An 18984-nucleotide genomic window follows, 5' to 3' on the forward strand; every position below is an offset into this window, starting at 1 on the left:
AAGCGCCAATTAGGCGCTTACGAGATACCGCTTGAGCCTAAGCAGCAGCAGTAGCCCCGGAAGCGCAACCAGCGTGCAGACGATAAAGAAGCCATCCCAGCCGACGCTGTCGGCCAGGTAGCCACTGGGGGCGGCGATGACCACGCGAGGCAGGCCCATGACGGATGACAACAGGGCGTATTGGCCGGCTGTGAAGCGCTTGTCGGTCAGCGACGCCATGAACGCCGTGAAGGCGGCAGTTCCCATGCCGGCGGCCACGTTTTCGAAGCTGACCACTGCGGCGAGCCAGTAGAGGTGATGGCCCATGTGATTCAGGAGCACAAATCCGGCGGTCGAGAGCATCTGCAGAATTCCGAAGATCACCAGCGAGCGGTAAATCCCCCAGCGCATGATCAGAAGCCCACCGATAAAGATGCCGCCCAGAAGTGGCCACAGCCCGAAGATTTTGACTGTGGCGCCAATCTCGGCGTTGGTAAACCCAAGCGCCTTGTAAAAGGGCGTGGTCAGATTGCCCGCCACTGAATCACCAAGCTTGTACAGCAAAATGAACAGCAACAGACCGAAGGCGCCCGGGCGACTGATGAAGTTGACGATGGGGTCCAGAAAGGTCTGGTGAAACTTGCGAGGCGGCGCCATATCGACTCGTACCGGCTCCGGCGCCCAGAGCGTCACCAGCATGGCCACGCCGAGAAGGCCGGCCATGAGCAGGTAGGTTTGGGTAAAGCCAATGACATCGGCAAGCATCAATCCGCCGCCGGAGGCAAGCAGCATGCCGACACGATAGCCGTAGACGTAAAACCCTGACCCGAGCCCCAGCTCGTTGTCCGGCAGGTGTTCACGGCGGTAGGCATCGATCACGATGTCCTGAGTGGCGCTCAGGAAGCTGACGCCGAGGGCGACCAGCCCCATGAACAAGGGCGTAATGGACGGATCAGTCAGTGCCATCACGATCAGCATGCCAACAAGCAGTGCCTGGGTGATCAAAAGCCAGCCGCGTCGCCGCCCGAGAAACGGCAGATGAAAGCGGTCCAACAGCGGCGCCCAGGCGAACTTCAGGGTATACGGCAGCCCGACCAGGGCCAGAAGCCCCACGTTTTCGAGCGACACGCCCGAGTCGGTCATCCAGGCCTGTAGAACACTGCCGGTCAACAGCAGAGGCAACCCGGAGGCAAAGCCCATCAAGAAGGTGATGACGTGACGACGAATCATTGAAAGACGGGAGGTACTGATCACCGTGAGCCTGCTTCCTTACCTGGATATGAACGACCCGTGGCCGCGATGCAGTGCAAAGGTCGCATGGCGATTGCCCCTTCGCAAGGCGTTCGAAACGCGCGGCCTCGAAAAAAGCCGTTGACCGCCGTCAAAGACGGCCAAAAAGCGCATTCAACATCGAAAGGTTACTTGACTCATGCCATCATGTAACAAAGTAAGATGCGCCGTTTTGCACCGCTTTCCTCGAAATGAGGCGCAGAGTTTTTCGTCCAGGGCAGCAAGAAGGTTTTGAATGACCCCAATAGAATCGCATCAAGTCGTCGGGTTTCACTATGTTTTGCGCGATGAGCGCCACCGCGTGCTCGATGACTCCTTCAAGCGGGCCAAACCGCTTTATTATCTCCACGGTCATGCCAACATCATGACGGCACTCGAACATGAGATCGACGGGCGAACGCCGGGCGAGACGTTCGAGATCACCATCGACCCTGCAAACGCCTATGGCGAGCGCAACGAAGCATTGATGCAGTCTGTCAACCGCGCTGCATTTGGCAATGCCGAGCTGGCACCGGGCATGCGCTTCGAGGCCAACGGGCCTGATGGCGCGCGGACCGTCACGGTCGTCGATATCGATGAAAGCGTTGTCACCGTGGACGCCAATCATCCGCTGGCCGGTCGTACACTCAATTATTACGTCGAACTGCTTGATCAGCGCGAGGCCACTCGCGCCGAGCTTGCCAAGGGCCATCCGCTCGACCCGAGTGTGCAGCCTTCGGAGGTCGAGGATAAGAAGCTCTGAGCTTCTTACCCTTTCAGACGTTAGCGCATGACCCACCAATTTTGATCCCAGGCGCGCATGACGCGCTCTGGGTACCACGTCTGGCCAAGGCTTCCGTTGTAGCGTGCCAGGGCCTGAGTCATGTCGCCTCCGCTTCGTTTGAGGTAGTGCGCTAAAATCGCACAGCCGTAGCGCAAGTTGGTGGCAGGGTCGAGCAAGTCGTCGCCAGGGCGGTCAAACACCGTTTTCCAGAACGGCATGACCTGCATGAGGCCGACAGCGCCGGCCGGCGATACCGCCCTGGGGTCAAAAAGGCTTTCCACCTCGATCACCGACAGCACCAGCTCGGGCGATAGCCCAGCTCGGCTCGATTCCTGAATAATCAGCGTCAAAAAGCCGTGGCGAAAGGTGGCATCCGAGAGGTAATGGCTCAGCCTGAAATCCATGTCGAGCTGCCAGACGCGGGCGTCAAGGTCGGTATCGAAGTAGCTGGTAGAGGCGGTGGGGAGGGCGGTGAGCAGGGTGGATTCATCGGTCAGTGCAGCCCCTGCCGGGGCCGCACCAAGAAGTGATACGCAGGCGCTTAGGCCGAAATTAACGGCCCACCGTGTGAAGGTGTTCGATGATCGCGTCTTGCGCCACCATCGTAGCGTCACTGTCTCGTCGTCCCTTGTATTCGTACTCACCCGTTTTAAGCCCTCGATCACCGATGACAATCCGATGTGGCACGCCCAGAAGCTCGAGGTCGGCAAACTTGTTGCCGGGGCGCAGGTCACGATCATCGAGCAGGACGTCGAACCCGGCGCTTGAAAGCGTCTGATAAAGCGCCTCCGACGCCTCACGAACGGCCTCTGACTTGTGCGCATTCATCGGCACCAGCGCGACATCGAACGGCGCGAGTGCCTGCGGCCAGGTAATGCCCTGCTCATCGTGATTCTGCTCGATAGCAGCCGCCACGATACGTGAGACTCCGATGCCATAGCAGCCCATGCTCATGGGCACGGCCTGGCCGTTTTCATCGAGCACGGTCGCGCCCATGGCCTCGGAATACTTGCAGCCGAGCTGGAACACATGGCCGACCTCGATGCCGCGGGCGATCGACAGTGCGCCGGAGCCGTCCGGGGCCGGGTCACCTGCGACCACGTTGCGAATATCGGCAACCTCGGGCAGTGGCAGGTCTCGCTCCCAGTTGATGTTGACGTAGTGCTTGCCATCCTGGTTCGCGCCGGCCGCAAAATCGCTCATGACGGCCACATCCCGGTCTATAACGGCGGGAAGGTCGAGACCTACAGGGCCGATCGAGCCGAATCCGGCGCCTACTGCGTTTCGAACTTCCTCATCGCTTGCCATGGTCAGCGGCGCTTTCACCTGAGGCAGATGCTCGGCCTTGACTTCGTTAAGTTCGTGATCCCCGCGCACTAAAAGCGCGACGAGGCCGTCTTCGCCATGAACGATCAAGGTCTTGATGGTCTTTTCGATCGCAAGACCGTGCTCGTCGACCAGCGCCTTGATGGTCTTGGCGTTCGGTGTATCGATCAGCGACATCGGTGCCGTCGGCGCAGCGCGCTCGGCGGAGGGCGCCTCGGCGGACGCCTTTTCCATGTTGGCGGCGTAGTCTGAGTTGGCCGAAAACACGATGGCGTCTTCGCCGGAATCGGCAATCACATGAAACTCATGGGAGCCTTCACCGCCGATGGAGCCGTTGTCGGCGATCACCGCGCGAAAATCAAGGCCAAGGCGCGTAAAGACGCGCACATAGGCGTCGAACATGCGCTGGTAGGTCTCGGCAAGCGAGGCCTGGTCGAGATGGAAGGAGTAGGCGTCCTTCATGATGAATTCGCGCGAGCGCATCACGCCAAAGCGCGGGCGGATTTCATCGCGAAACTTGGTTTGAATCTGGAAGAAATTGACCGGCAGTTGCTTGTAGGAGCGCAGCTCACGGCGGGCCAGGTCGGTAATGACCTCTTCGTGGGTTGGGCCGATGCAGAATTCACGCGTGTGGCGGTCGTGCACCCGTAGAAGTTCCGGGCCGTATTGCTCCCAGCGGCCGGATTCCTGCCACAGCTCACCCGGTTGCACGGCTGGCATCAGTATTTCCTGAGCGCCGGCCTGGGTCATCTCTTCCCGAACGATCGCTTCGACCTTTCGAAGGGTTTTGATCCCAAGGGGCAGCCAGGTGTAAAGGCCGGAGGCTAGCCTGCGAATCATGCCGGCGCGCAGCATCAGTTGGTGGCTGATGATCTCGGCGTCGGCCGGCGTCTCTTTAAGCGTTGAAATCAATAGATCGGTGGCGCGCATCGTGCCGCATTCCTTTTTTATAAGGGCAACTGAAGAGGTAGGGGCCGATTGTACGGTCTAACGTGAACTCCGGCAAAGCGCCTGCCGCCTTGCCGGCAACGCCCTCAAGGTGAGGGCGTCTTGAAGTCTGAAAGATTGAGTGTGTGTTCGTGAAATGCGCCGAGGCTGTCCCGGTGAGCGATGCTCACTCGGGTAGTGTCTGGAAGCCGCTCAGTCAGAAGCTCATAGAGCGCGCGCTCGGTGTCCATGTCGAGTGCCGAGGTTGCCTCATCCAGAAACAGCCATTCTGGCGCCTTGAGCAGGGCGCGCGCGAACGCCAGCCGCTGCTGCTCGCCGGGCGAGAGCTGCTGGGCCCAGTGATCGTAATCATCCAGGCGCTCGGCAAGTGCGTCCAGTCGGCAGTCCTTGAGCAGCGCTTTCAGCGACTGATCGGTTTGATCGGTGGTGCGTTTGGGGTAGATCAAGGCCTCTCTCAGGGTACCGATCGGCAGATAGGGGCTTTGAGGCAGAAACATCAGTTGCTCACTGCGCTCAATCTGGCCTTCCCACCAGGGCCAGATGCCGGCAAGTGTTCGGAAAAGAACACTCTTGCCGGTGCCGGAGGGGGCAGTGATCAACGTGTGCTGACCGGGTTCGAGCCGCAGGTGATCGATGTTGATCAGCGACCGGCCACCGGGCAGGCCGAGCGTGACGTTTTTCAGCTCGATGGCGTGTGCGCTGGTGTCGAAGTGCTGTTTTTCCCGCAGATTGGGCGGCGTCAGTTGGGCCATGTTCTCGTTCATGGTGGTCAAGCGATCGACGACCGAGCGCCAGGCGGCAAGCGCTGCGTAGTTATCGACAAACCAGCTCAACGCGTCCTGCACTCGGCCAAAGGCGTTGACGACCCGCATCAACCCACCAAGCTGCATGGCACCGCCGAAGTACGCCGGTGCTGCGATCAGGATCGGAAAGATGATGGCTGCCTGGCTGTAGGCTGAGGTGAAGCCCACCAGGTATTTCTGCGTGTTCATGATGCTCATGAAGTTGCGCCAGACCATGGTGAACCGCTGACGCAGAAAGTGCTTTTCTGTCTCTTCACCCCCGTACAGCGCAATACGCTCCGAATTTTCGCGAAGCCTTGCCATCGAGAAACGAAAGTTGGCCTCGTAGCGCTGCTGAGTGAAATTCAAAGAGATCAGGCGGCGGCCAACGTAGTGAGTGATAACGCTGCCGATCACCGCGTATAAAAGCGCGGCCCACAGCATGAAGCCCGGGATGGCGATTTCTGTGTCGCCGAGATTGAACGTTACGGCGGTGGAGAGGTGCCAAAGGATGACAGAGAAGCTTGCAAGCGAGACAAGTGAGCGCAGCAGACCAAGTGACAGGCTTAAGGTGTTGTCGGTAAACCGGTCGATGTCTTCCGAGATGCGCTGATCGGGGTTATCCGACTCGTCGTGGCGAAGCTCCATCAAATAATAGGTTTTGTTGTCCAGCCAGCGGTCGAAGTAGACGTTGGTCAACCAGCGACGCCACCGAATCTTGAGCCAGGCCGTGAGGTAGTACTGCAGTACCGCGAAAAAAATATAGACCGAGGCCAGGATCGAAAAGTAGCCAATCAGCGACCAGAACGCCTCGAGATCGAGCTCCTGAAGGGCGTTGTAGAACTTGCCGTTCCACTCATTGAGCAGCACCGTGAAATAGACCATCAAAAGCGACATCGAGATGATCGTGATCAAAAGCGCCCAGGCCGACCAGCGTTCTTCAGAGGTTGTCCAGTAAGGCTTGGTCAGTGCCCAGACCTTGGCCAGAAAGTGGCGATGGCGGGAGGTATTCAAGAGTCGAGACAAGAGAGTTCCTTAACACATCGATCGGTGCGCGGTTGTCAGTCATTCAAGCAGGCAGGCTATTAGTCCGGGTTTTGGCGCGCGGGTTCCCCTTAGGAAGACTCATCGGTCGGCGATTGTAAGGCATTGATCATGCCTCGAAGCATCGACAGTTCTTTTTTGCTGGGCTGGGCGCGGGTAAATACCGCCCGCAGTCGATCAAACGTTCGAGCATGGGGTTGGTTGTGAAAGCCAGCGTCGTCAAGGCGTTGCTCTAGGTGATGAAAAAACGCCTGCATTTGGGCCTGCGTCGGTTTTTCAGCTTCCCGGGGCGCCTGTAGTCGATAGTCGCTTTCCGGCAGCTTGCGCCACGCATTAAAGACTTCGTGGGCGCAGATCTGAACGGCTTGCGCGAGATTCAAAACCGGATAGTCGGGCGCGGTCGGGAGTGTCATTTGATGGGTGCAGCACTGAATCTCGTCATTGGTCAGCCCAAACCGCTCGCGACCGAACACCAGCGCGACACTGCCGCTTCTGGCTTCATCCAGCACCTGATGCGCCATATCGTCCGGTTCGCTGAAGTGCGGCAGGGGAAAGCTTCGAAGCCGGGCGCTGGCGCCGATCACCATGGTGCAGTCGCTGACGGCGTCTTCCAGGCGCTCGACGACGGTGGCGCACTCGAGAAGGTCGGTGGCGCCTGCAGCCATGGCAAATGCGTCATCGTCTGGAAAACTTCGTGGGGCGACCAGCGTGAGTTGGTTCAGTCCCATGGTTTTCATGGCTCGAGCGGCCGAGCCGATGTTGCCTGGGTGGTAGGTCTGGACCAGTACAATTTTGATATTGGAGAGCATAGCGACTCGATCAAGCGGGGTTGGTGCGCAGGCTAGCGTAAAGCACAATCGCTTAAAAGGCACGGCATAAAAAAGCCCCGCCAGTGGCGGGGCTTGATCGTGCTATGGCGAAGGGGGGGCTTACATCATACCGCCCATGCCACCCATTCCGCCCATGCCACCCATGTCGGCGCCGCCTGAGTCTTTTTCATCAGGGTCGTCTGCGATCATGGCTTCGGTAGTGATCATCAGACCACCGATGGAGCCTGCAGACTGCAGTGCAGTACGGGTAACCTTGGCCGGATCGAGTACGCCCATGTCGAACAGGTCGCCGTACTCACCGGTTGCAGCGTTGTAGCCATAGTTGCCGCTGCCGGCCTTGACGTTGTTGACGATGACGGACGCTTCTTCACCAGCGTTGGTGACGATCTGACGAAGCGGTGATTCCATGGCGCGAAGCGCGATCACGATACCGTGCGTCTGATCTTCGTTTTCGCCACGAAGGCCTTCGAGGTTGGTCAGCGCGCGGATCAGTGCAGTACCACCACCCGGGACAACGCCTTCTTCAACGGCGGCGCGTGTGGAGTGCAGTGCGTCTTCAACGCGTGCTTTCTTCTCTTTCATCTCGACTTCGGTGGCTGCACCAACGCGAATCACGGCAACACCGCCGGCCAGCTTGGCCACACGTTCCTGCAGTTTTTCACGGTCGTAGTCGGACGAGGTTTCCTCGATCTGGGCACGGATCTGGCTGACACGTGCTTCGATGTCGGCTTCAACACCAGCGCCATCGATGAGGGTGGTGTTTTCCTTGCTCATGGTGACGCGCTTGGCGGTACCGAGGTGATCAAGGGTCGCCTCTTCAAGCGTCATGCCGACTTCTTCGGAGATGACAGTACCACCGGTCAGGATCGCGATGTCCTGAAGCATGGCCTTGCGGCGATCACCGAAGCCCGGCGCCTTGACGGCTGCAACCTTGACGATGCCGCGCATGTTGTTCACGACCAGAGTCGCCAGCGCTTCACCTTCAATGTCTTCAGCAACGATCATGAGCGGCTTGCCGGCCTTGGCAACGGCTTCGAGTGTCGGCAGCAGTTCACGAATGTTGGAAATCTTCTTGTCGACCAGCAGGATGAACGGGTCTTCAAGTTCGACCGCCATGGTTTCCTGGTTGGTGACGAAGTAGGGCGAAAGGTAGCCACGGTCGAACTGCATGCCTTCGACGACTTCGAGCTCGTCTTCGAAACCACGGCCTTCGTCGACAGTAATGACGCCTTCCTTGCCAACTTTTTCCATCGCGTCGGCGATGATGCGACCGATGTTGCTGTCGCCGTTGGCGGAAATTGTACCGACCTGAGCAATGGCCTTGTTGTCAGTGCACGGGACGGACAGCTTCTTGACTTCTTCGACGGCGGCGGCAACGGCTTGGTCGATGCCACGCTTGAGATCCATCGGGTTCATGCCGGCAATGACGCCTTTCAGGCCTTCATTGACGATGGACTGTGCCAGAACGGTTGCTGTTGTGGTGCCGTCACCGGCGGCGTCGGAGGTCTTGGAAGCAACTTCCTTGACCATCTGCGCGCCCATGTTTTCGAACTTGTCTTTCAGCTCGATCTCTTTGGCGACGCTAACGCCGTCCTTGGTGACTGTCGGTGCACCGAAGGATTTCTCGAGTACGACGTTACGGCCTTTCGGGCCCAGTGTCGTCTTGACCGCGTCTGCGAGGGTGTTGACCCCGCGCGCCATGCGTTTGCGAGCGTCGTCAGAGAAACGAATCTGTTTAGCCATGATTAGTTCTGCCTCGAAAAAATGATGTATTTGGTAATGAAGACTGTTTCTTGATCAGCTTTCGAGTACGCCAAGAACGTCGCTTTCGCTCATGATCAATACTTCTTCGCCATCGATGTTTTGTTTTTCGATACCGAAGCCGTCCTTGAAGATCACTGTGTCGCCGACTTTGACGTCCAGCGGGCGCGTGTCACCGTTATCCAGGATGCGGCCATTACCTACAGCGAGGATTTCGCCACGGGTCGGCTTCTCTTTGGCATTACCAGGCAAAACGATGCCACCGGCGGTTTTTTCTTCTTCTTCGACGCGGCGAACTACGACGCGATCGTGCAAGGGACGAATGTTCATTGCTCACGTTCTCCTGATGGTTGCATGAACTCAAACGAGAATGTTCAAGGTTCGGAAGGCCATGGCCTTCGCAGTTTCAAGGACCCCAATTCGTGTTTCTGGGTCGTGACTGCTTAATGTGGTCACCAAGAGAAGTTTCAAGGGGATAAGCCAAAAAAATTATCGACGCGAGTCATCATCCTTGGGCACGTATTCGCCTTCGATGGTGGTGCCGGATTGATCGCCGTGCCCATCGTGGCGCTGGGTGTGGTGTGTTGAGCTGTCGAAGGTCTGGCCTGATGCGGTGGGGCCTGCTCCGTGAACGCCCTGACGTTCCCTGAGCTTTCGAGACACCATGGGACGCATGAACGGCATCAGCATAAAAAGCCCGACAATGTCGGAGAGCGGCCCTGGTAGAATGAGCAGTACCCCGGCAAACACGTAGGCGGCCACCTGGATGAAGGTGTCGCTCGGTGCGGCCTGGCCTGCCATGACGCTTTCCTGGGCTTCACGAAGCGTTGCCAGCCCTTCACGTCGGATAAGGTGCGTGCCGATTGCGAAGGAGCCAATGATCCAGAGTAGGGTCAACAAAAAGCCCAGCTGCTGGCCAAGCATCACAAGCGCTGTGAAATCCAGGATCAGCAGCAGGGCGAGAATAAACAGTATGGGCATGAGTGGTCCCCGGTTTCATGATAGAGGGTGAGTCATGATGGCGAGTGTACACAAATGCAAGTGCCCCGACATCGGGGGCACTCTTAATGCGCCGCATGATATGCCTTTCGGCATGATTTCGATGCGGTGTTTAGAGGAATAAAAGCGGGCTTAGTTGGAGGAAATATGCATACGGGTTCGGTTTTTCTCGATCAGGCTCTCGCCGATGCCCTTGACGTCACTTAACCCCTCCAGATTCTCGAAAGGCCCATTCGCTTCTCGGTAGGCGACAATGGCTTCAGCTTTTTTCTCACCAATGCCCTTGAGTTCCGAAAGCTGCTCTACCGTTGCGGTATTGATGTCGATCTGAGTATTGGCGTCGTTTGCAAAGGCTTGCGTGTGCGCCATCGATAGGGCCGCTGTCGTGATCAGTGCGGCAACGAGTTTTTTCATGAAAGCCTCTCTGAGTCAGAAGGTGATTGAGCTCTGTAACATGAGGTGATGCCAATTAATCTTAATGTGAGATTTTTCTTATCTATTGGATTGTTTGATGGGTAAAACGTACTCACTTATCGGCTTTGGACCGCTTGGACCCTAATTTCGTATACTCACGTTTTTCCGATTCGATAGGACCCCTGATGACTCCTCTTATCATCGCGCTGGACAAGATGGATTGTGCTCAGGCGCTGGCGCTGGCCGACACGCTCGACCCTACACAGTGTCGTGTGAAAGTGGGCAAGGAACTCTTTACCCGTGAGGGCCCGGCGGTAGTCAACGCACTGCATGCCAAGGGGTTCGAGGTGTTTCTTGATCTCAAGTTTCACGATATTCCCCATACCGTTGCCCAGGCCGTTGAAGCCTCGGCCGATCTGGGCGTCTGGATGGTAAACGTGCATGCCCAGGGTGGGCCCGCGATGCTCGAGGCGGCGGCCAATCGGCTGACCGTTGGTGGTTATGACACCAAGTTGATCGCCGTTACTGTATTGACCAGTATGTCGGAACAGGAGTTGAGCCAGATTGGGATTGGTGGATCATTGGATGCGCATGTTACGCGACTGGCAGCCATGAGCTTCAATGCTGGGCTTGATGGAGTGGTATGCTCAGCGCACGAAGCTTCAATGATTCGACAGGCAACAAGCGATGCGTTTTTGAGAGTGACGCCGGGCATTCGACCTGCCTTTGCAGCGAAGAACGATCAATCGCGCATAATGACGCCAAAGCAGGCGCTTGATGCGGGAAGTACACATTTGGTGGTCGGACGACCGGTCACTCAGGCAGAGGCGCCCCAATACGCGCTGGAGCGCATCATTGACGAGCTTCATGGATAAAACCCTTTGAGGGTTATTCGTGTGCCCTCGGTCAGCGGTTATTCGCCCTCGATGCCGGTAATCGGCAAAATGGCACCCCACTGTCGGCACTGTGGGCACTGCCAGTAATGCTGCCGGGATTTGAACCCGCATTCGCCACACTGAAACCCCGGGCGCAGCTTGAGAAGGTGCTCGGTATGCTGTTTTAAAAGGTCAAGCTGCTGCTCGAGTGCGTCGGTGGCGCCGCCACCTTCAAGGTACAGTGCAAGCAGATAGTCGACCCCTTTGAGGCTCGGAGAGCGTTTGAGCTGCTGGCTCAATAACTCCGCCGCCCGGGCCGGGCCATGTTCGGTGCGCGTGCGCTCGGCAAGGGCGATCAGTGCGGAGCTATTGGGGTGGTGGTGCAATAGGGCATTCAGGTACTGAACCAGGCCATCGTGATCATCCAGCGCGTTATACGTACCGACAATACGTGGAAGCGTCAGACCCACGATATGGCTGTCTTGGGTATGCATGCGCTTCAAGTATTTAAGCTCATCCCCGTAGCGCGCATTGATGTGCTCGATATCGGCCAGTAGCCAGTTGGCCCTCAAGCAGTTCGCATCGATCGATAGTGCCTGTCTTAGCTGCTTTCGTGCCTGGGGAAGCTGACCATGATCGATGCTTTTCTGGGCAAGCTCGCACTGCCAGTAGGACGCGTCGCGGCGAAGCTTTTTATCCTGTTTGAGCAGGGGGTGGGCGGTATCGAGGGCTTCCTGCCATTCCCGCTCGCGCTCGAAAATATCGATCAAAAGTCGTCGGGATGCCTGGGTTATATCCGTGAACGTATCGGTTTTGAGAAGCGAGACCAGCAGGCGCTCCGAACGATCCAGCACACCGAGTCTAAAAAAGTCTCGGGCCAATTCGAGTTGAACCTGCGCACTTTGATGGTCTGAAAGTGCAGGGCGGGCCAGAAGGTTTTGGTGGATCTTGGCTGCGCGGTCGGCTTCACCGCGAAGGCGAAAGACATTGCCGAGTGCGATATGCGTATCGATCGTATCACTGTTGACTTCGAGCGCGTGCGAGAAGGTCTCGATCGCCTTGTCGGGCTGCTCGTTAAGCAGGTAGTTCAGCCCGACAAAATAATCCTTGGAAAGTGTCCTGGTATCTGATGCGGTGCGTGGCGTCGATCGTTTGATGCGACCCAATGTCCAGCCGATGGCAAGCGCAGCGACCAGCAGTAAGAACGTACCCGCATCGAACATGGTCAGGAGGCTTCCTTGAGCTCCCGGGTTCTGAGCTGATTGAGTTCTTTCTGTTGGGTTCGCTGGTCATGACGTGCACGCACAAGCGCCGTTCTAAGTCGCAGATACATCCCTGTCATTGCAAGCATGCCGAGCAGAACACCGACGACCAGCGTGGAGAGCAGCCACAGCGAAAGCGAGGCCGGAGGAAGTTTGGCCCAGATAATATCGAGCGGAATCGCTGCCTGGTTTCTGACCGCGAACAGAATTCCGAAAATCAAGACAATCAGTGCAATGATTGCGAGGATGACGCCTTTTATCCAGCGCATGAGAGGTCCTTTGTCATAGTGGGCACGCGCAAGCAGGCGCGGGGGAAGCTGTCAGTATCCGAGCGAGCGGCTGGCATCAACCTGTTCTCGCAGCTCTTTTCCCGGTTTGAAGTGAGGCACGTATTTCCCGGTCAGTGGTACCGGGTCACCGGTCTTGGGGTTGCGTCCTACGCGAGGCTCTCGGTAGTGCAGTGAAAAACTGCCGAAACCCCGGATTTCGACACGACCGCCTTCGGCGAGCTCGTCGGTAATATCATCAAGAATCAATCGCACGGCTGACTCAACATCTCTTAACGAGAGAGAGGTCTGCCTACCGGCAATCTGTTCGATCAGCTCGGATTTGGTCATCGCGTCCACTCCGTAGTCGCTTCCTTGGCTGGGCACATTTTTATTGTGTCGAAAGCATAGCGGCTAACCGCCTTCAAAACAACGAATTAGCTTTGGAAGGTTATCCATAATCGTGCATGCTTTTCAAGCTCATGTCGTGATTAGGTGCATGACGGTATACTGACCTAAATTCAATGTATGGCTTTCGAGGACGATGAACATGGAAGACGCGCAGCGCAAACGGCTTTACTGGCATTCCCGCCGCGGTATGTGGGAGCTTGATCTCATGCTGGTACCGTTTCTCGAACGCCGTTTCGATGCACTCGATGACGCTGACCAGCAGGCGTATGTTGCGCTGTTGGCCGAGGAAGATCAGGACTTGTTCATGTGGCTGATGCGTCGCGAGCAACCCGAAGATGCATCGCTTCGCCAAATCGTGGGGCTGATTATCGATGACGCAGAAAACGCTAGCACCGGTCAGGTTCGTCCCTTCTAGGCACGCGCTCTTGTTTGCGCTGTTGGTCACGACACTGGCAACCTTGTTTCTGACCTATTTCTCGCCCGTGGCGGGGTTCATTCTGGGTCCGTGTATGGCCTTGATTGCAGCGCATGAGGCGCGCCGCTGTCCACCGCCACTGTCGTACGTCAAGGATGCGCGATGGCAGCAGATGGATGAGCGGGCCGAGTGGTTACCCGCCCGCGTACAGGTCGTATATCTGGGGCGCACTCTGATCGGGCTCAAGGTCGAACGGCGTCTTTACTGGGTGTGGCCGGATAGCGCCGAGCCACACGCGCTTTGGCATTTTCGACGTTTATGTTCGGCTGAGTTTCAGCGCTGATTATCCCGCTCAGGCAAGGGAAGAGGCTTTTCCTCGCTCAATAGATAATGGCGTTTGGCGCGCCTTTGAAGCCGCTGGCTGGGAAGGCGCTGCATATTGGATAAGAACGTCACCATCGCATTCGTCTGACGTCCAAGCTCACGGTTCAGCCATAAATAGCCCGCCGGGCTGAACAAGGGGCGGCCTGATTGGCTGCGTGCACCCATGGCTCGTTCGGCGTGGGTGTCGAGGCTGAACGCTTTTGCACGCAGGTCGATGTTCTGGCCGGTTTTGACCTGATAGGCCAGCGTACTTAGTGACGTTGTAAGCAGATACTGCTCCTCACGAAGTCCTTCCAGATGCTCGATGATGTCGTGACCGTCACGGGTTGCCCAATGTGTTTCGAGCAGCAGTTCAACCGTTGAGATCATGCGGCGCTCAAGCGAGAGGATCTCGCTCAACGCCCCGCGTTTCAATCGCCCCTCCTGGTGAACGGCATCGATCAGTCCGCGCTGTTTGACCAGCTGTGAGGTGATCTTTTTGAGCATGTACTGCACGTCATCGTCGTCGTAACGCTTGTCATTGGTATGGGCGTGATAAAGACGAGACAGCTTGTCGAGGTTGTCGGCGATAAGAAAGCGCATCTGATCGGTTGCTTTCTGAGGTAGAAATACCGCCGTGACCGTGATGCCAATCAGGGTGCCGATCAAGACATTGAACGAACGCCATAGGGCAATGGCGATGTCGTGATTGCCGTCACCGACCACCATGACCAATGTGATACCGAAAATAAGTGAGCTGTATCCGAAGCGACTACTGAAGGTTGCATGGATCGCCAGAGCAATGGCGGCGAGGGTGGCCGCTGGAATCAAGAGTGGGGGCGGTGAGGGAATGCACAGCAATAAAAGCCCGAGCACCGCACCCAGCAGGGTGCCAAGCAGGCGCTGAGCGCCTTTATCGAGGACGCCGCCAATATGGGGCAGATTGCCCATGACCATAAGGGTGCTGACCAATGCCCAGGCGCTGTGGGGTAGCTCAAAAGCCGTAATGATGGTGTAGGTCAGCGCAAGGGCCAGTGACGAGCGCAGTACATGGATCTGTTTTCGATGCCTATGAATTCGATACGGGTCGAGAAGACGAAACATGTCAGCGCGCCTTTAAAAAGCGCAGTGAGGTCTTATCCAGAATCGCACGCTCGCCATAGGGCCAGGCGAGATTGCGTGGCCCGTGCCCGATCGGAAGATTTGTGGCAAGTGCCATGGCGTGGGCATCGAGGTGTTCCCGGGCCATGGCGATAATAGCGTCTGTCTCCCCGCAGCCAACAAACTCGCCCAGCCCGACGGCGCTGGCGCTACCTTTCGGGAGGCTCTCGAGCAACTGACACAGGCTGCGTTCGAGTCGATACAGCGGCTCGCCGACATCCTCGAGAATCAGGATGGCTCCGGGCGGTGGTGAGAGCGCGTATGGCGTACCGCAAAGACTTGCAAGAACCGTTAGATTGCCCCCGATCACCGCGCCTTCGATAGGCGTATCAATGCTCACTGGCGTGACGTCAAACTCAGGCCATGTGCCAGCCAAAAGTGCGGTGACCGAGCTCAGAGAGCGTTGGCGCTCGATCTGTTCGGCGCTCGTTTCACCCTCGATTGCCCATTCGGTCAGAACCGGCCCGTGAATGCCCGGCAATCCCTGGCGGCGGGCGTATTCAAGCCAGGCAGTCAAATCCGAATAACCGATCAGCGGCTTTGCATGAGAGAGCTCTTGCCAGTCAAATGACTCAAGGAGCTGAGCACAGCCATAGCCACCGCGAAGTGCCCACAGGGCGTCGATTTCTGGGGTCTTGTAAGCGTAATGCAGATCCGATAGCCGCTCAGCGACCGTGCCGGCCATCGCGCGATGCCTGCGTCTTACATGCTTACCGAGCCAGAAGGCGCGGTGGCGTTCCTCGAGCGCTTGAATGCAGCGATCAAGCCGCGTCGGTGACAGGGCCCCGGATGGGGCCACAAGGGCAACGCGTGTGGCGTCGGGCCAGTCGATATCAAAATCAGGCAAGGGAGGTTCAAGGGGCAAAACAGTGCCTTATGCGGAAAACGGCCCGCAATTAACGATGGTGGTGCAACTATAAAGAGCGCCCATGGCAAGGCGCAAATGCCATGTCATCAAGGGGTCACTAAACGGTCACTGAAACATCATTTCAAGAGATTGTTTCGCAAGGATTTTCGCCATAGATTCAATGAAGCGTTGCGGAGTTGGTTCCAGCGCTCGGACTAAGGGGGAAGCTCATGACAATCCGTTCGATCGATACCTACCGCCGTCACGATGGCTTGATTCAACTGTCATGTCGCAGTTGTGAAGGGCGCATCGAATCTCATTTTGACTGGAGTCACTTTTTCAAGTTCGCAATCGCGCCGCTCGAGCACGGTGGGCGGTATGTGTTGTGCAAGAAGTGCGCGTCTGGCGTCATCATGAAGGACCAGTGGGTGGCCGTCTCACGCGAGGTCAGTGATGTAAGTGGAGCGGGCAGCGCTCGCGTTATACGCTGACCCAAAAGGCGCCGGGCACATCGGTTGTTTATGACAAGGTGCGTATGATCGTATATGTCGACGCCGCGCGCCGCCGTATTTATGGCGCCATGAAGCGCTTGTCGTATATGCATTGAAGCCCTGAGAAGGCTGGGCAATCCTCTTTTTTTCCGAAAATAACTTCGGCTTATCTCCTTCACAATGTCTGCGTCAAGGAGCACCGGGTCCTCGGTGGCTCTTCGCGCCCAGAGGCAGATAAAAGAGAGAGCATAAGCGCCATGAACGAGTCACGTGATGCTGTCGAGCTCAATCAGCGTGTCGGCCAGACGTTTCAAGGTGTCAGTAGCCATGAGTTGCATGGCGTACGTCGGCCGCGCTTTTTTGGCAAGGCAAGGCGCTGGTTCAGGCGCATTGTCAGTACCTTGAAACAGAAGCTGGTGCGGGCGCTTTGCCATAGTCTTGGTCTTGATGAAAACGATTTGCCCTGACGTGGATCAGTCGCGCTGAGTACGGGGTTCATTGAGACACTGTGTGCATCAGGTGCCGATGACGGTAGTTACCAGCCAGCCGGTGTAGGCGAAAAATGTTGCAAGCAGTACACCCCCTTCCACACGGTTGATCTTCCCTGGTCGCCGAACTCCCAGGCCCATGACGAGCAGCGCGACGGTCAAAGCCATCATGATGCTCCAATCCCTTGCGATCACTTCGTGGGCCAATGCCTGCATGGGCGATATGGCGCCTGCGATGCCGACGACGGCCAGAATGTTGAAAAGGTTCGAGCCTACAACGTTTCCGATAGCGAGGCTGCTTTCGCCCTTGCGTGCGGCAATGATCGACGCGGCAAGTTCAGGCAGTGATGTGCCGATCGCCACAACGGTCAGCCCGATGACCAGGTCGCTGATGCCAAGGCTTTGAGCGATCAAGACCGCGCCCCATACCAACAGTCGAGAGCTCACGATCAAAAGCACCAGCCCAATAATAAGCCAGGTGATTGCCCGCCCAAGTGAGGACGTCTTTTCGGTGTGAGCGGCGGAATCGGCCGCCAGTGGGTCCGTGGTCGTGCGCGTCTTGAGAGCGGTTCTTATCGACCAGCCAAGCAGTGCGACAAGTGCCAGAAGCAGGATGAATGCCTCTGTGCGCCCGAGCGCGTGATCCCAAAGCAATAGCCCGGCCAGAGCACTTGCGCCTAAAAGCAGCGGCAGCTCTCTGCGTACGATGGCGGAGTCGACCGCGATGGGCGCGATAAGCGCCGTGAGTCCAAGAATCAGGCCAATATTGGCAATATTCGAACCAAGCGCATTACCCAGGGCTAGACCCGGGTTGCCATCAATCGCGGCCGAGGCTGAAACGACCATTTCCGGGGCAGACGTGCCAAAGCCGATGACCACCATGCCGATCAAAAGTGGCGGCATGCCGGCATAACGCGCGGTTGCCGCGGCGCCGTCCACAAAACGGTCGGCACTCCAGATCAGCAGGATCAGACCGCCGATAACGGCCAGTAAGGCAAGCAGCATGGTCACTCCTAAGCTCTATCGTATTGGGAATGACTGCAGGGTAGCGAGGAATCGAGCGATTCGCACTCTTGCGCAGTTATTGGTTTGGCCCGATTCAAGGGGCAATACGGTGATTACTCATTGACGAGCTTGACGTCGATTTTTCGTTTTCAATCGATCAAGTGGGCTATACGGATTGGCGGTCAGGAAGTGCTGAACTGTCGATTTAAACGCGTTGGATCGCAATAATGATCAGGCCCGGTAAATGATCGGGACCAGTGTTAGTTGCAAAAGCGATGGATATAAAGGGGGGGGATCTAAAAGAAAAATGCTGTCAAGAGGGTGACGCAGTCAGGAAGAAGGGGACATGGTGCCCGGAGCCGGAATCGAACCGGCACGCCCTAACGGGCGAGGGATTTTAAGTCCCTTGCGTCTACCTATTCCGCCATCCGGGCGGATGCGCGTCTTTGTTCGGAAATGGAGGCTGGAGTCGGAATCGAACCGGCGTACACGGAGTTGCAGTCCGCTGCATGACCACTCTGCCATCCAGCCTCTTAAGTTGGAGCGGGAAAGGAGATTCGAACTCCCGACCCTCGCCTTGGCAAGGCGATGCTCTACCACTGAGCTATTCCCGCTCAACTCGGGGAGGTATTATACGTACGGATCGCCCCGTGTCAAACCCTGTCGTAAAAAAGCCGCGTAAAAGCGATGGTTTACGCTTACAGCGATTGACTCATCTCAGGCCAGGCCGCCTTGAGGTACTTCCACATTGACCAAAGCGTAAGAATCGCCGCCAAATAGAGCAGGACGACGCCTACAAGACCGAGTGCACTTTCCGGTGCAAAGGCAAGCAGCGCAAAAATGGCGATCATCTGAAGTGTGGTCTTGAGCTTGCCGATGTAGGACACCGCAACGCTCTTGCGCTTGCCAATCTCTGCCATCCATTCTCGAAGCGCCGAAATGACGATTTCACGGCCGATAATCACCAGCGCCGGCAGTGTCATCAACGGCGTGTTGTAAACCTCGATCAAAAGGCCGAGTGCAACCGCCACCATCAGCTTGTCGGCCACCGGGTCCAGAAAGGCGCCGAAGGGCGTGCTCTGGTCGAGTTTTCTGGCCAGATAGCCATCAAACCAGTCTGTGATGCCTGCGGCTGCGAAAATCAGACCGGCGGCCCAGTGAGCCCAGTTAACCGGAAGATAAAAGATCACGACCAGAAGCGGGATACACACGATCCGGATCATGGTCAGGATGTTGGGTATATTCATGGAGCACGTTTGTCCTT

The 18984-nt window shown here is 57.1% G+C and carries 22 protein-coding genes and 3 tRNA genes; 6 read left to right on the top strand and 19 right to left on the bottom strand.

All coding sequences use genetic code 11. From position 1 onward, the window contains the following. Positions 1–9: 9 nt before the first annotated feature. Positions 10–1233 carry an AmpG family muropeptide MFS transporter gene (locus NAT23_RS01425; RefSeq protein ID WP_251924784.1) on the bottom strand — a complete coding sequence of 408 codons (1224 nt, stop codon included), beginning with the start codon at positions 1231–1233 and terminating at the stop codon, positions 10–12. Positions 1234–1504: 271 nt separating this feature from the next. Between NAT23_RS01425 and NAT23_RS01430 the strand changes: the two genes are divergently transcribed. Continuing rightward, positions 1505–2011: an FKBP-type peptidyl-prolyl cis-trans isomerase gene (locus NAT23_RS01430; protein ID WP_251924787.1), complete on the top strand. Its 507-nt coding sequence runs from the start codon at positions 1505–1507 to the stop codon at positions 2009–2011. Positions 2012–2031: 20 nt separating this feature from the next. On the opposite strand, the gene NAT23_RS01435 is transcribed toward NAT23_RS01430, so the two are convergent. The 8 genes from NAT23_RS01435 to NAT23_RS01470 all read right to left on the bottom strand — a co-directional run bounded on the left by NAT23_RS01435 (position 2032) and on the right by NAT23_RS01470 (position 10136). Further along, the gene (locus NAT23_RS01435) at positions 2032–2646 is read right to left on the bottom strand and encodes a lytic transglycosylase domain-containing protein (protein ID WP_251924789.1); all 615 of its coding nucleotides are present in this window, start codon (positions 2644–2646) and stop codon (positions 2032–2034) included. Then, on the bottom strand, positions 2585–4288 hold the full coding sequence (locus NAT23_RS01440; protein WP_251924797.1) for a proline--tRNA ligase: 1704 nt from the start codon (positions 4286–4288) through the stop codon (positions 2585–2587). The genes NAT23_RS01435 and NAT23_RS01440 overlap by 62 nt, the downstream gene beginning before the upstream one ends. A 104-nt stretch (positions 4289–4392) precedes the next feature. Next, positions 4393–6114, bottom strand: a complete 1722-nt coding sequence (locus tag NAT23_RS01445; protein ID WP_251924798.1) for an ABC transporter ATP-binding protein/permease — start codon at positions 6112–6114, stop codon at positions 4393–4395. An 89-nt stretch (positions 6115–6203) separates the two neighbouring features. After that, positions 6204–6941: an RNA methyltransferase gene (locus NAT23_RS01450; RefSeq protein ID WP_251924800.1), complete on the bottom strand. Its 738-nt coding sequence runs from the start codon at positions 6939–6941 to the stop codon at positions 6204–6206. Positions 6942–7061: 120 nt separating this feature from the next. Next, the gene (gene groL, locus NAT23_RS01455; protein ID WP_350028311.1) at positions 7062–8708 is read right to left on the bottom strand and encodes a chaperonin GroEL; all 1647 of its coding nucleotides are present in this window, start codon (positions 8706–8708) and stop codon (positions 7062–7064) included. Positions 8709–8759: 51 nt separating this feature from the next. Further along, the gene (locus NAT23_RS01460) at positions 8760–9053 is read right to left on the bottom strand and encodes a co-chaperone GroES (protein ID WP_251589793.1); all 294 of its coding nucleotides are present in this window, start codon (positions 9051–9053) and stop codon (positions 8760–8762) included. Between the two features lie 159 nt (positions 9054–9212). After that, positions 9213–9704, bottom strand: coding sequence for an FxsA family protein (locus NAT23_RS01465; RefSeq protein WP_251924804.1), 492 nt, complete (start codon positions 9702–9704; stop codon positions 9213–9215). Positions 9705–9854: 150 nt separating this feature from the next. Then, positions 9855–10136: a ComEA family DNA-binding protein gene (locus NAT23_RS01470; RefSeq protein WP_350028298.1), complete on the bottom strand. Its 282-nt coding sequence runs from the start codon at positions 10134–10136 to the stop codon at positions 9855–9857. A gap of 185 nt (positions 10137–10321) precedes the next feature. Between NAT23_RS01470 and pyrF the strand changes: the two genes are divergently transcribed. After that, complete coding sequence (gene pyrF / locus NAT23_RS01475) at positions 10322–11011, top strand: orotidine-5'-phosphate decarboxylase (protein WP_251924807.1); 690 nt, start codon at positions 10322–10324, stop codon at positions 11009–11011. A 38-nt stretch (positions 11012–11049) separates the two neighbouring features. Here the strand turns inward: pyrF and lapB are convergent, their stop codons facing one another. Genes lapB through NAT23_RS01490 form a run of 3 tightly spaced genes read right to left on the bottom strand, consistent with a single transcriptional unit; the run spans position 11050 to position 12890 of the window. Next, positions 11050–12234 carry a lipopolysaccharide assembly protein LapB gene (gene lapB / locus NAT23_RS01480; protein WP_251924808.1) on the bottom strand — a complete coding sequence of 395 codons (1185 nt, stop codon included), beginning with the start codon at positions 12232–12234 and terminating at the stop codon, positions 11050–11052. 2 nt (positions 12235–12236) lie between these two features. Next, positions 12237–12542, bottom strand: coding sequence for a lipopolysaccharide assembly protein LapA domain-containing protein (locus tag NAT23_RS01485; protein WP_251924810.1), 306 nt, complete (start codon positions 12540–12542; stop codon positions 12237–12239). 51 nt (positions 12543–12593) lie between these two features. Then, positions 12594–12890: an integration host factor subunit beta gene (locus NAT23_RS01490; protein ID WP_251589798.1), complete on the bottom strand. Its 297-nt coding sequence runs from the start codon at positions 12888–12890 to the stop codon at positions 12594–12596. A gap of 199 nt (positions 12891–13089) precedes the next feature. Between NAT23_RS01490 and NAT23_RS01495 the strand changes: the two genes are divergently transcribed. Both NAT23_RS01495 and NAT23_RS01500 read left to right on the top strand, forming a co-directional pair. After that, positions 13090–13365, top strand: coding sequence for an FAD assembly factor SdhE (locus tag NAT23_RS01495; RefSeq protein WP_433962186.1), 276 nt, complete (start codon positions 13090–13092; stop codon positions 13363–13365). Between the two features lie 10 nt (positions 13366–13375). Further along, complete coding sequence (locus tag NAT23_RS01500; RefSeq protein WP_251924814.1) at positions 13376–13708, top strand: hypothetical protein; 333 nt, start codon at positions 13376–13378, stop codon at positions 13706–13708. Here the strand turns inward: NAT23_RS01500 and NAT23_RS01505 are convergent. Together NAT23_RS01505 and NAT23_RS01510 are read right to left on the bottom strand one after the other, a co-directional pair. Then, on the bottom strand, positions 13699–14832 hold the full coding sequence (locus NAT23_RS01505) for an FUSC family protein (protein WP_251924816.1): 1134 nt from the start codon (positions 14830–14832) through the stop codon (positions 13699–13701). The genes NAT23_RS01500 and NAT23_RS01505 overlap by 10 nt on opposite strands. 1 nt (position 14833) lies before the next feature. Next, the gene (locus tag NAT23_RS01510; RefSeq protein ID WP_251924818.1) at positions 14834–15736 is read right to left on the bottom strand and encodes a S66 peptidase family protein; all 903 of its coding nucleotides are present in this window, start codon (positions 15734–15736) and stop codon (positions 14834–14836) included. Between the two features lie 230 nt (positions 15737–15966). Between NAT23_RS01510 and NAT23_RS01515 the strand changes: the two genes are divergently transcribed. Together NAT23_RS01515 and NAT23_RS01520 are read left to right on the top strand one after the other, a co-directional pair. Then, positions 15967–16227 (top strand): hypothetical protein, encoded by a 261-nt coding sequence (locus NAT23_RS01515; RefSeq protein ID WP_251924820.1) that lies wholly within the window; start codon positions 15967–15969, stop codon positions 16225–16227. A gap of 257 nt (positions 16228–16484) precedes the next feature. Further along, complete coding sequence (locus NAT23_RS01520; protein WP_251924822.1) at positions 16485–16694, top strand: hypothetical protein; 210 nt, start codon at positions 16485–16487, stop codon at positions 16692–16694. Between the two features lie 48 nt (positions 16695–16742). Here the strand turns inward: NAT23_RS01520 and NAT23_RS01525 are convergent, their stop codons facing one another. The 5 genes from NAT23_RS01525 to pgsA all read right to left on the bottom strand — a co-directional run bounded on the left by NAT23_RS01525 (position 16743) and on the right by pgsA (position 18967). After that, a complete protein-coding gene (locus tag NAT23_RS01525; RefSeq protein WP_251924824.1) occupies positions 16743–17720 on the bottom strand; it encodes a calcium/sodium antiporter in 978 nt (325 codons plus the stop codon). Positions 17721–18067: 347 nt separating this feature from the next. After that, positions 18068–18154, bottom strand: a tRNA-Leu gene (locus NAT23_RS01530). A 23-nt stretch (positions 18155–18177) separates the two neighbouring features. Further along, positions 18178–18251 (bottom strand) — tRNA-Cys (locus NAT23_RS01535). A gap of 8 nt (positions 18252–18259) precedes the next feature. Beyond that, a tRNA-Gly gene (locus NAT23_RS01540) sits at positions 18260–18334 on the bottom strand. An 84-nt stretch (positions 18335–18418) separates the two neighbouring features. Continuing rightward, positions 18419–18967 carry a CDP-diacylglycerol--glycerol-3-phosphate 3-phosphatidyltransferase gene (gene pgsA / locus NAT23_RS01545; RefSeq protein WP_251924826.1) on the bottom strand — a complete coding sequence of 183 codons (549 nt, stop codon included), beginning with the start codon at positions 18965–18967 and terminating at the stop codon, positions 18419–18421. Positions 18968–18984 lie beyond the last annotated feature (17 nt).

This window comes from Larsenimonas salina, assembly GCF_023736155.1.
Classification (GTDB): domain Bacteria; phylum Pseudomonadota; class Gammaproteobacteria; order Pseudomonadales; family Halomonadaceae; genus Larsenimonas; species Larsenimonas salina.

Bases quoted from the DNA above. Each gene is read 5' to 3' on its own strand.
- NAT23_RS01430 (WP_251924787.1), top strand. From the start codon at position 1,505: ATGACCCCAATAGAATCGCATCAAGTCGTCGGGTTTCACTATGTTTTG.
- NAT23_RS01440 (WP_251924797.1), bottom strand. From the start codon at position 4,288: ATGCGCGCCACCGATCTATTGATTTCAACGCTTAAAGAGACGCCGGCC.
- NAT23_RS01450 (WP_251924800.1), bottom strand. From the start codon at position 6,941: ATGCTCTCCAATATCAAAATTGTACTGGTCCAGACCTACCACCCAGGC.
- NAT23_RS01460 (WP_251589793.1), bottom strand. From the start codon at position 9,053: ATGAACATTCGTCCCTTGCACGATCGCGTCGTAGTTCGCCGCGTCGAA.
- NAT23_RS01465 (WP_251924804.1), bottom strand. From the start codon at position 9,704: ATGCCCATACTGTTTATTCTCGCCCTGCTGCTGATCCTGGATTTCACA.
- NAT23_RS01470 (WP_350028298.1), bottom strand. From the start codon at position 10,136: ATGAAAAAACTCGTTGCCGCACTGATCACGACAGCGGCCCTATCGATG.
- pyrF (WP_251924807.1), top strand. From the start codon at position 10,322: ATGACTCCTCTTATCATCGCGCTGGACAAGATGGATTGTGCTCAGGCG.
- lapB (WP_251924808.1), bottom strand. From the start codon at position 12,234: ATGTTCGATGCGGGTACGTTCTTACTGCTGGTCGCTGCGCTTGCCATC.
- NAT23_RS01485 (WP_251924810.1), bottom strand. From the start codon at position 12,542: ATGCGCTGGATAAAAGGCGTCATCCTCGCAATCATTGCACTGATTGTC.
- NAT23_RS01490 (WP_251589798.1), bottom strand. From the start codon at position 12,890: ATGACCAAATCCGAGCTGATCGAACAGATTGCCGGTAGGCAGACCTCT.
- NAT23_RS01495 (WP_433962186.1), top strand. From the start codon at position 13,090: ATGGAAGACGCGCAGCGCAAACGGCTTTACTGGCATTCCCGCCGCGGT.
- NAT23_RS01505 (WP_251924816.1), bottom strand. From the start codon at position 14,832: ATGTTTCGTCTTCTCGACCCGTATCGAATTCATAGGCATCGAAAACAG.
- NAT23_RS01515 (WP_251924820.1), top strand. From the start codon at position 15,967: ATGACAATCCGTTCGATCGATACCTACCGCCGTCACGATGGCTTGATT.
- NAT23_RS01520 (WP_251924822.1), top strand. From the start codon at position 16,485: ATGAACGAGTCACGTGATGCTGTCGAGCTCAATCAGCGTGTCGGCCAG.
- NAT23_RS01525 (WP_251924824.1), bottom strand. From the start codon at position 17,720: ATGCTGCTTGCCTTACTGGCCGTTATCGGCGGTCTGATCCTGCTGATC.
- pgsA (WP_251924826.1), bottom strand. From the start codon at position 18,967: ATGAATATACCCAACATCCTGACCATGATCCGGATCGTGTGTATCCCG.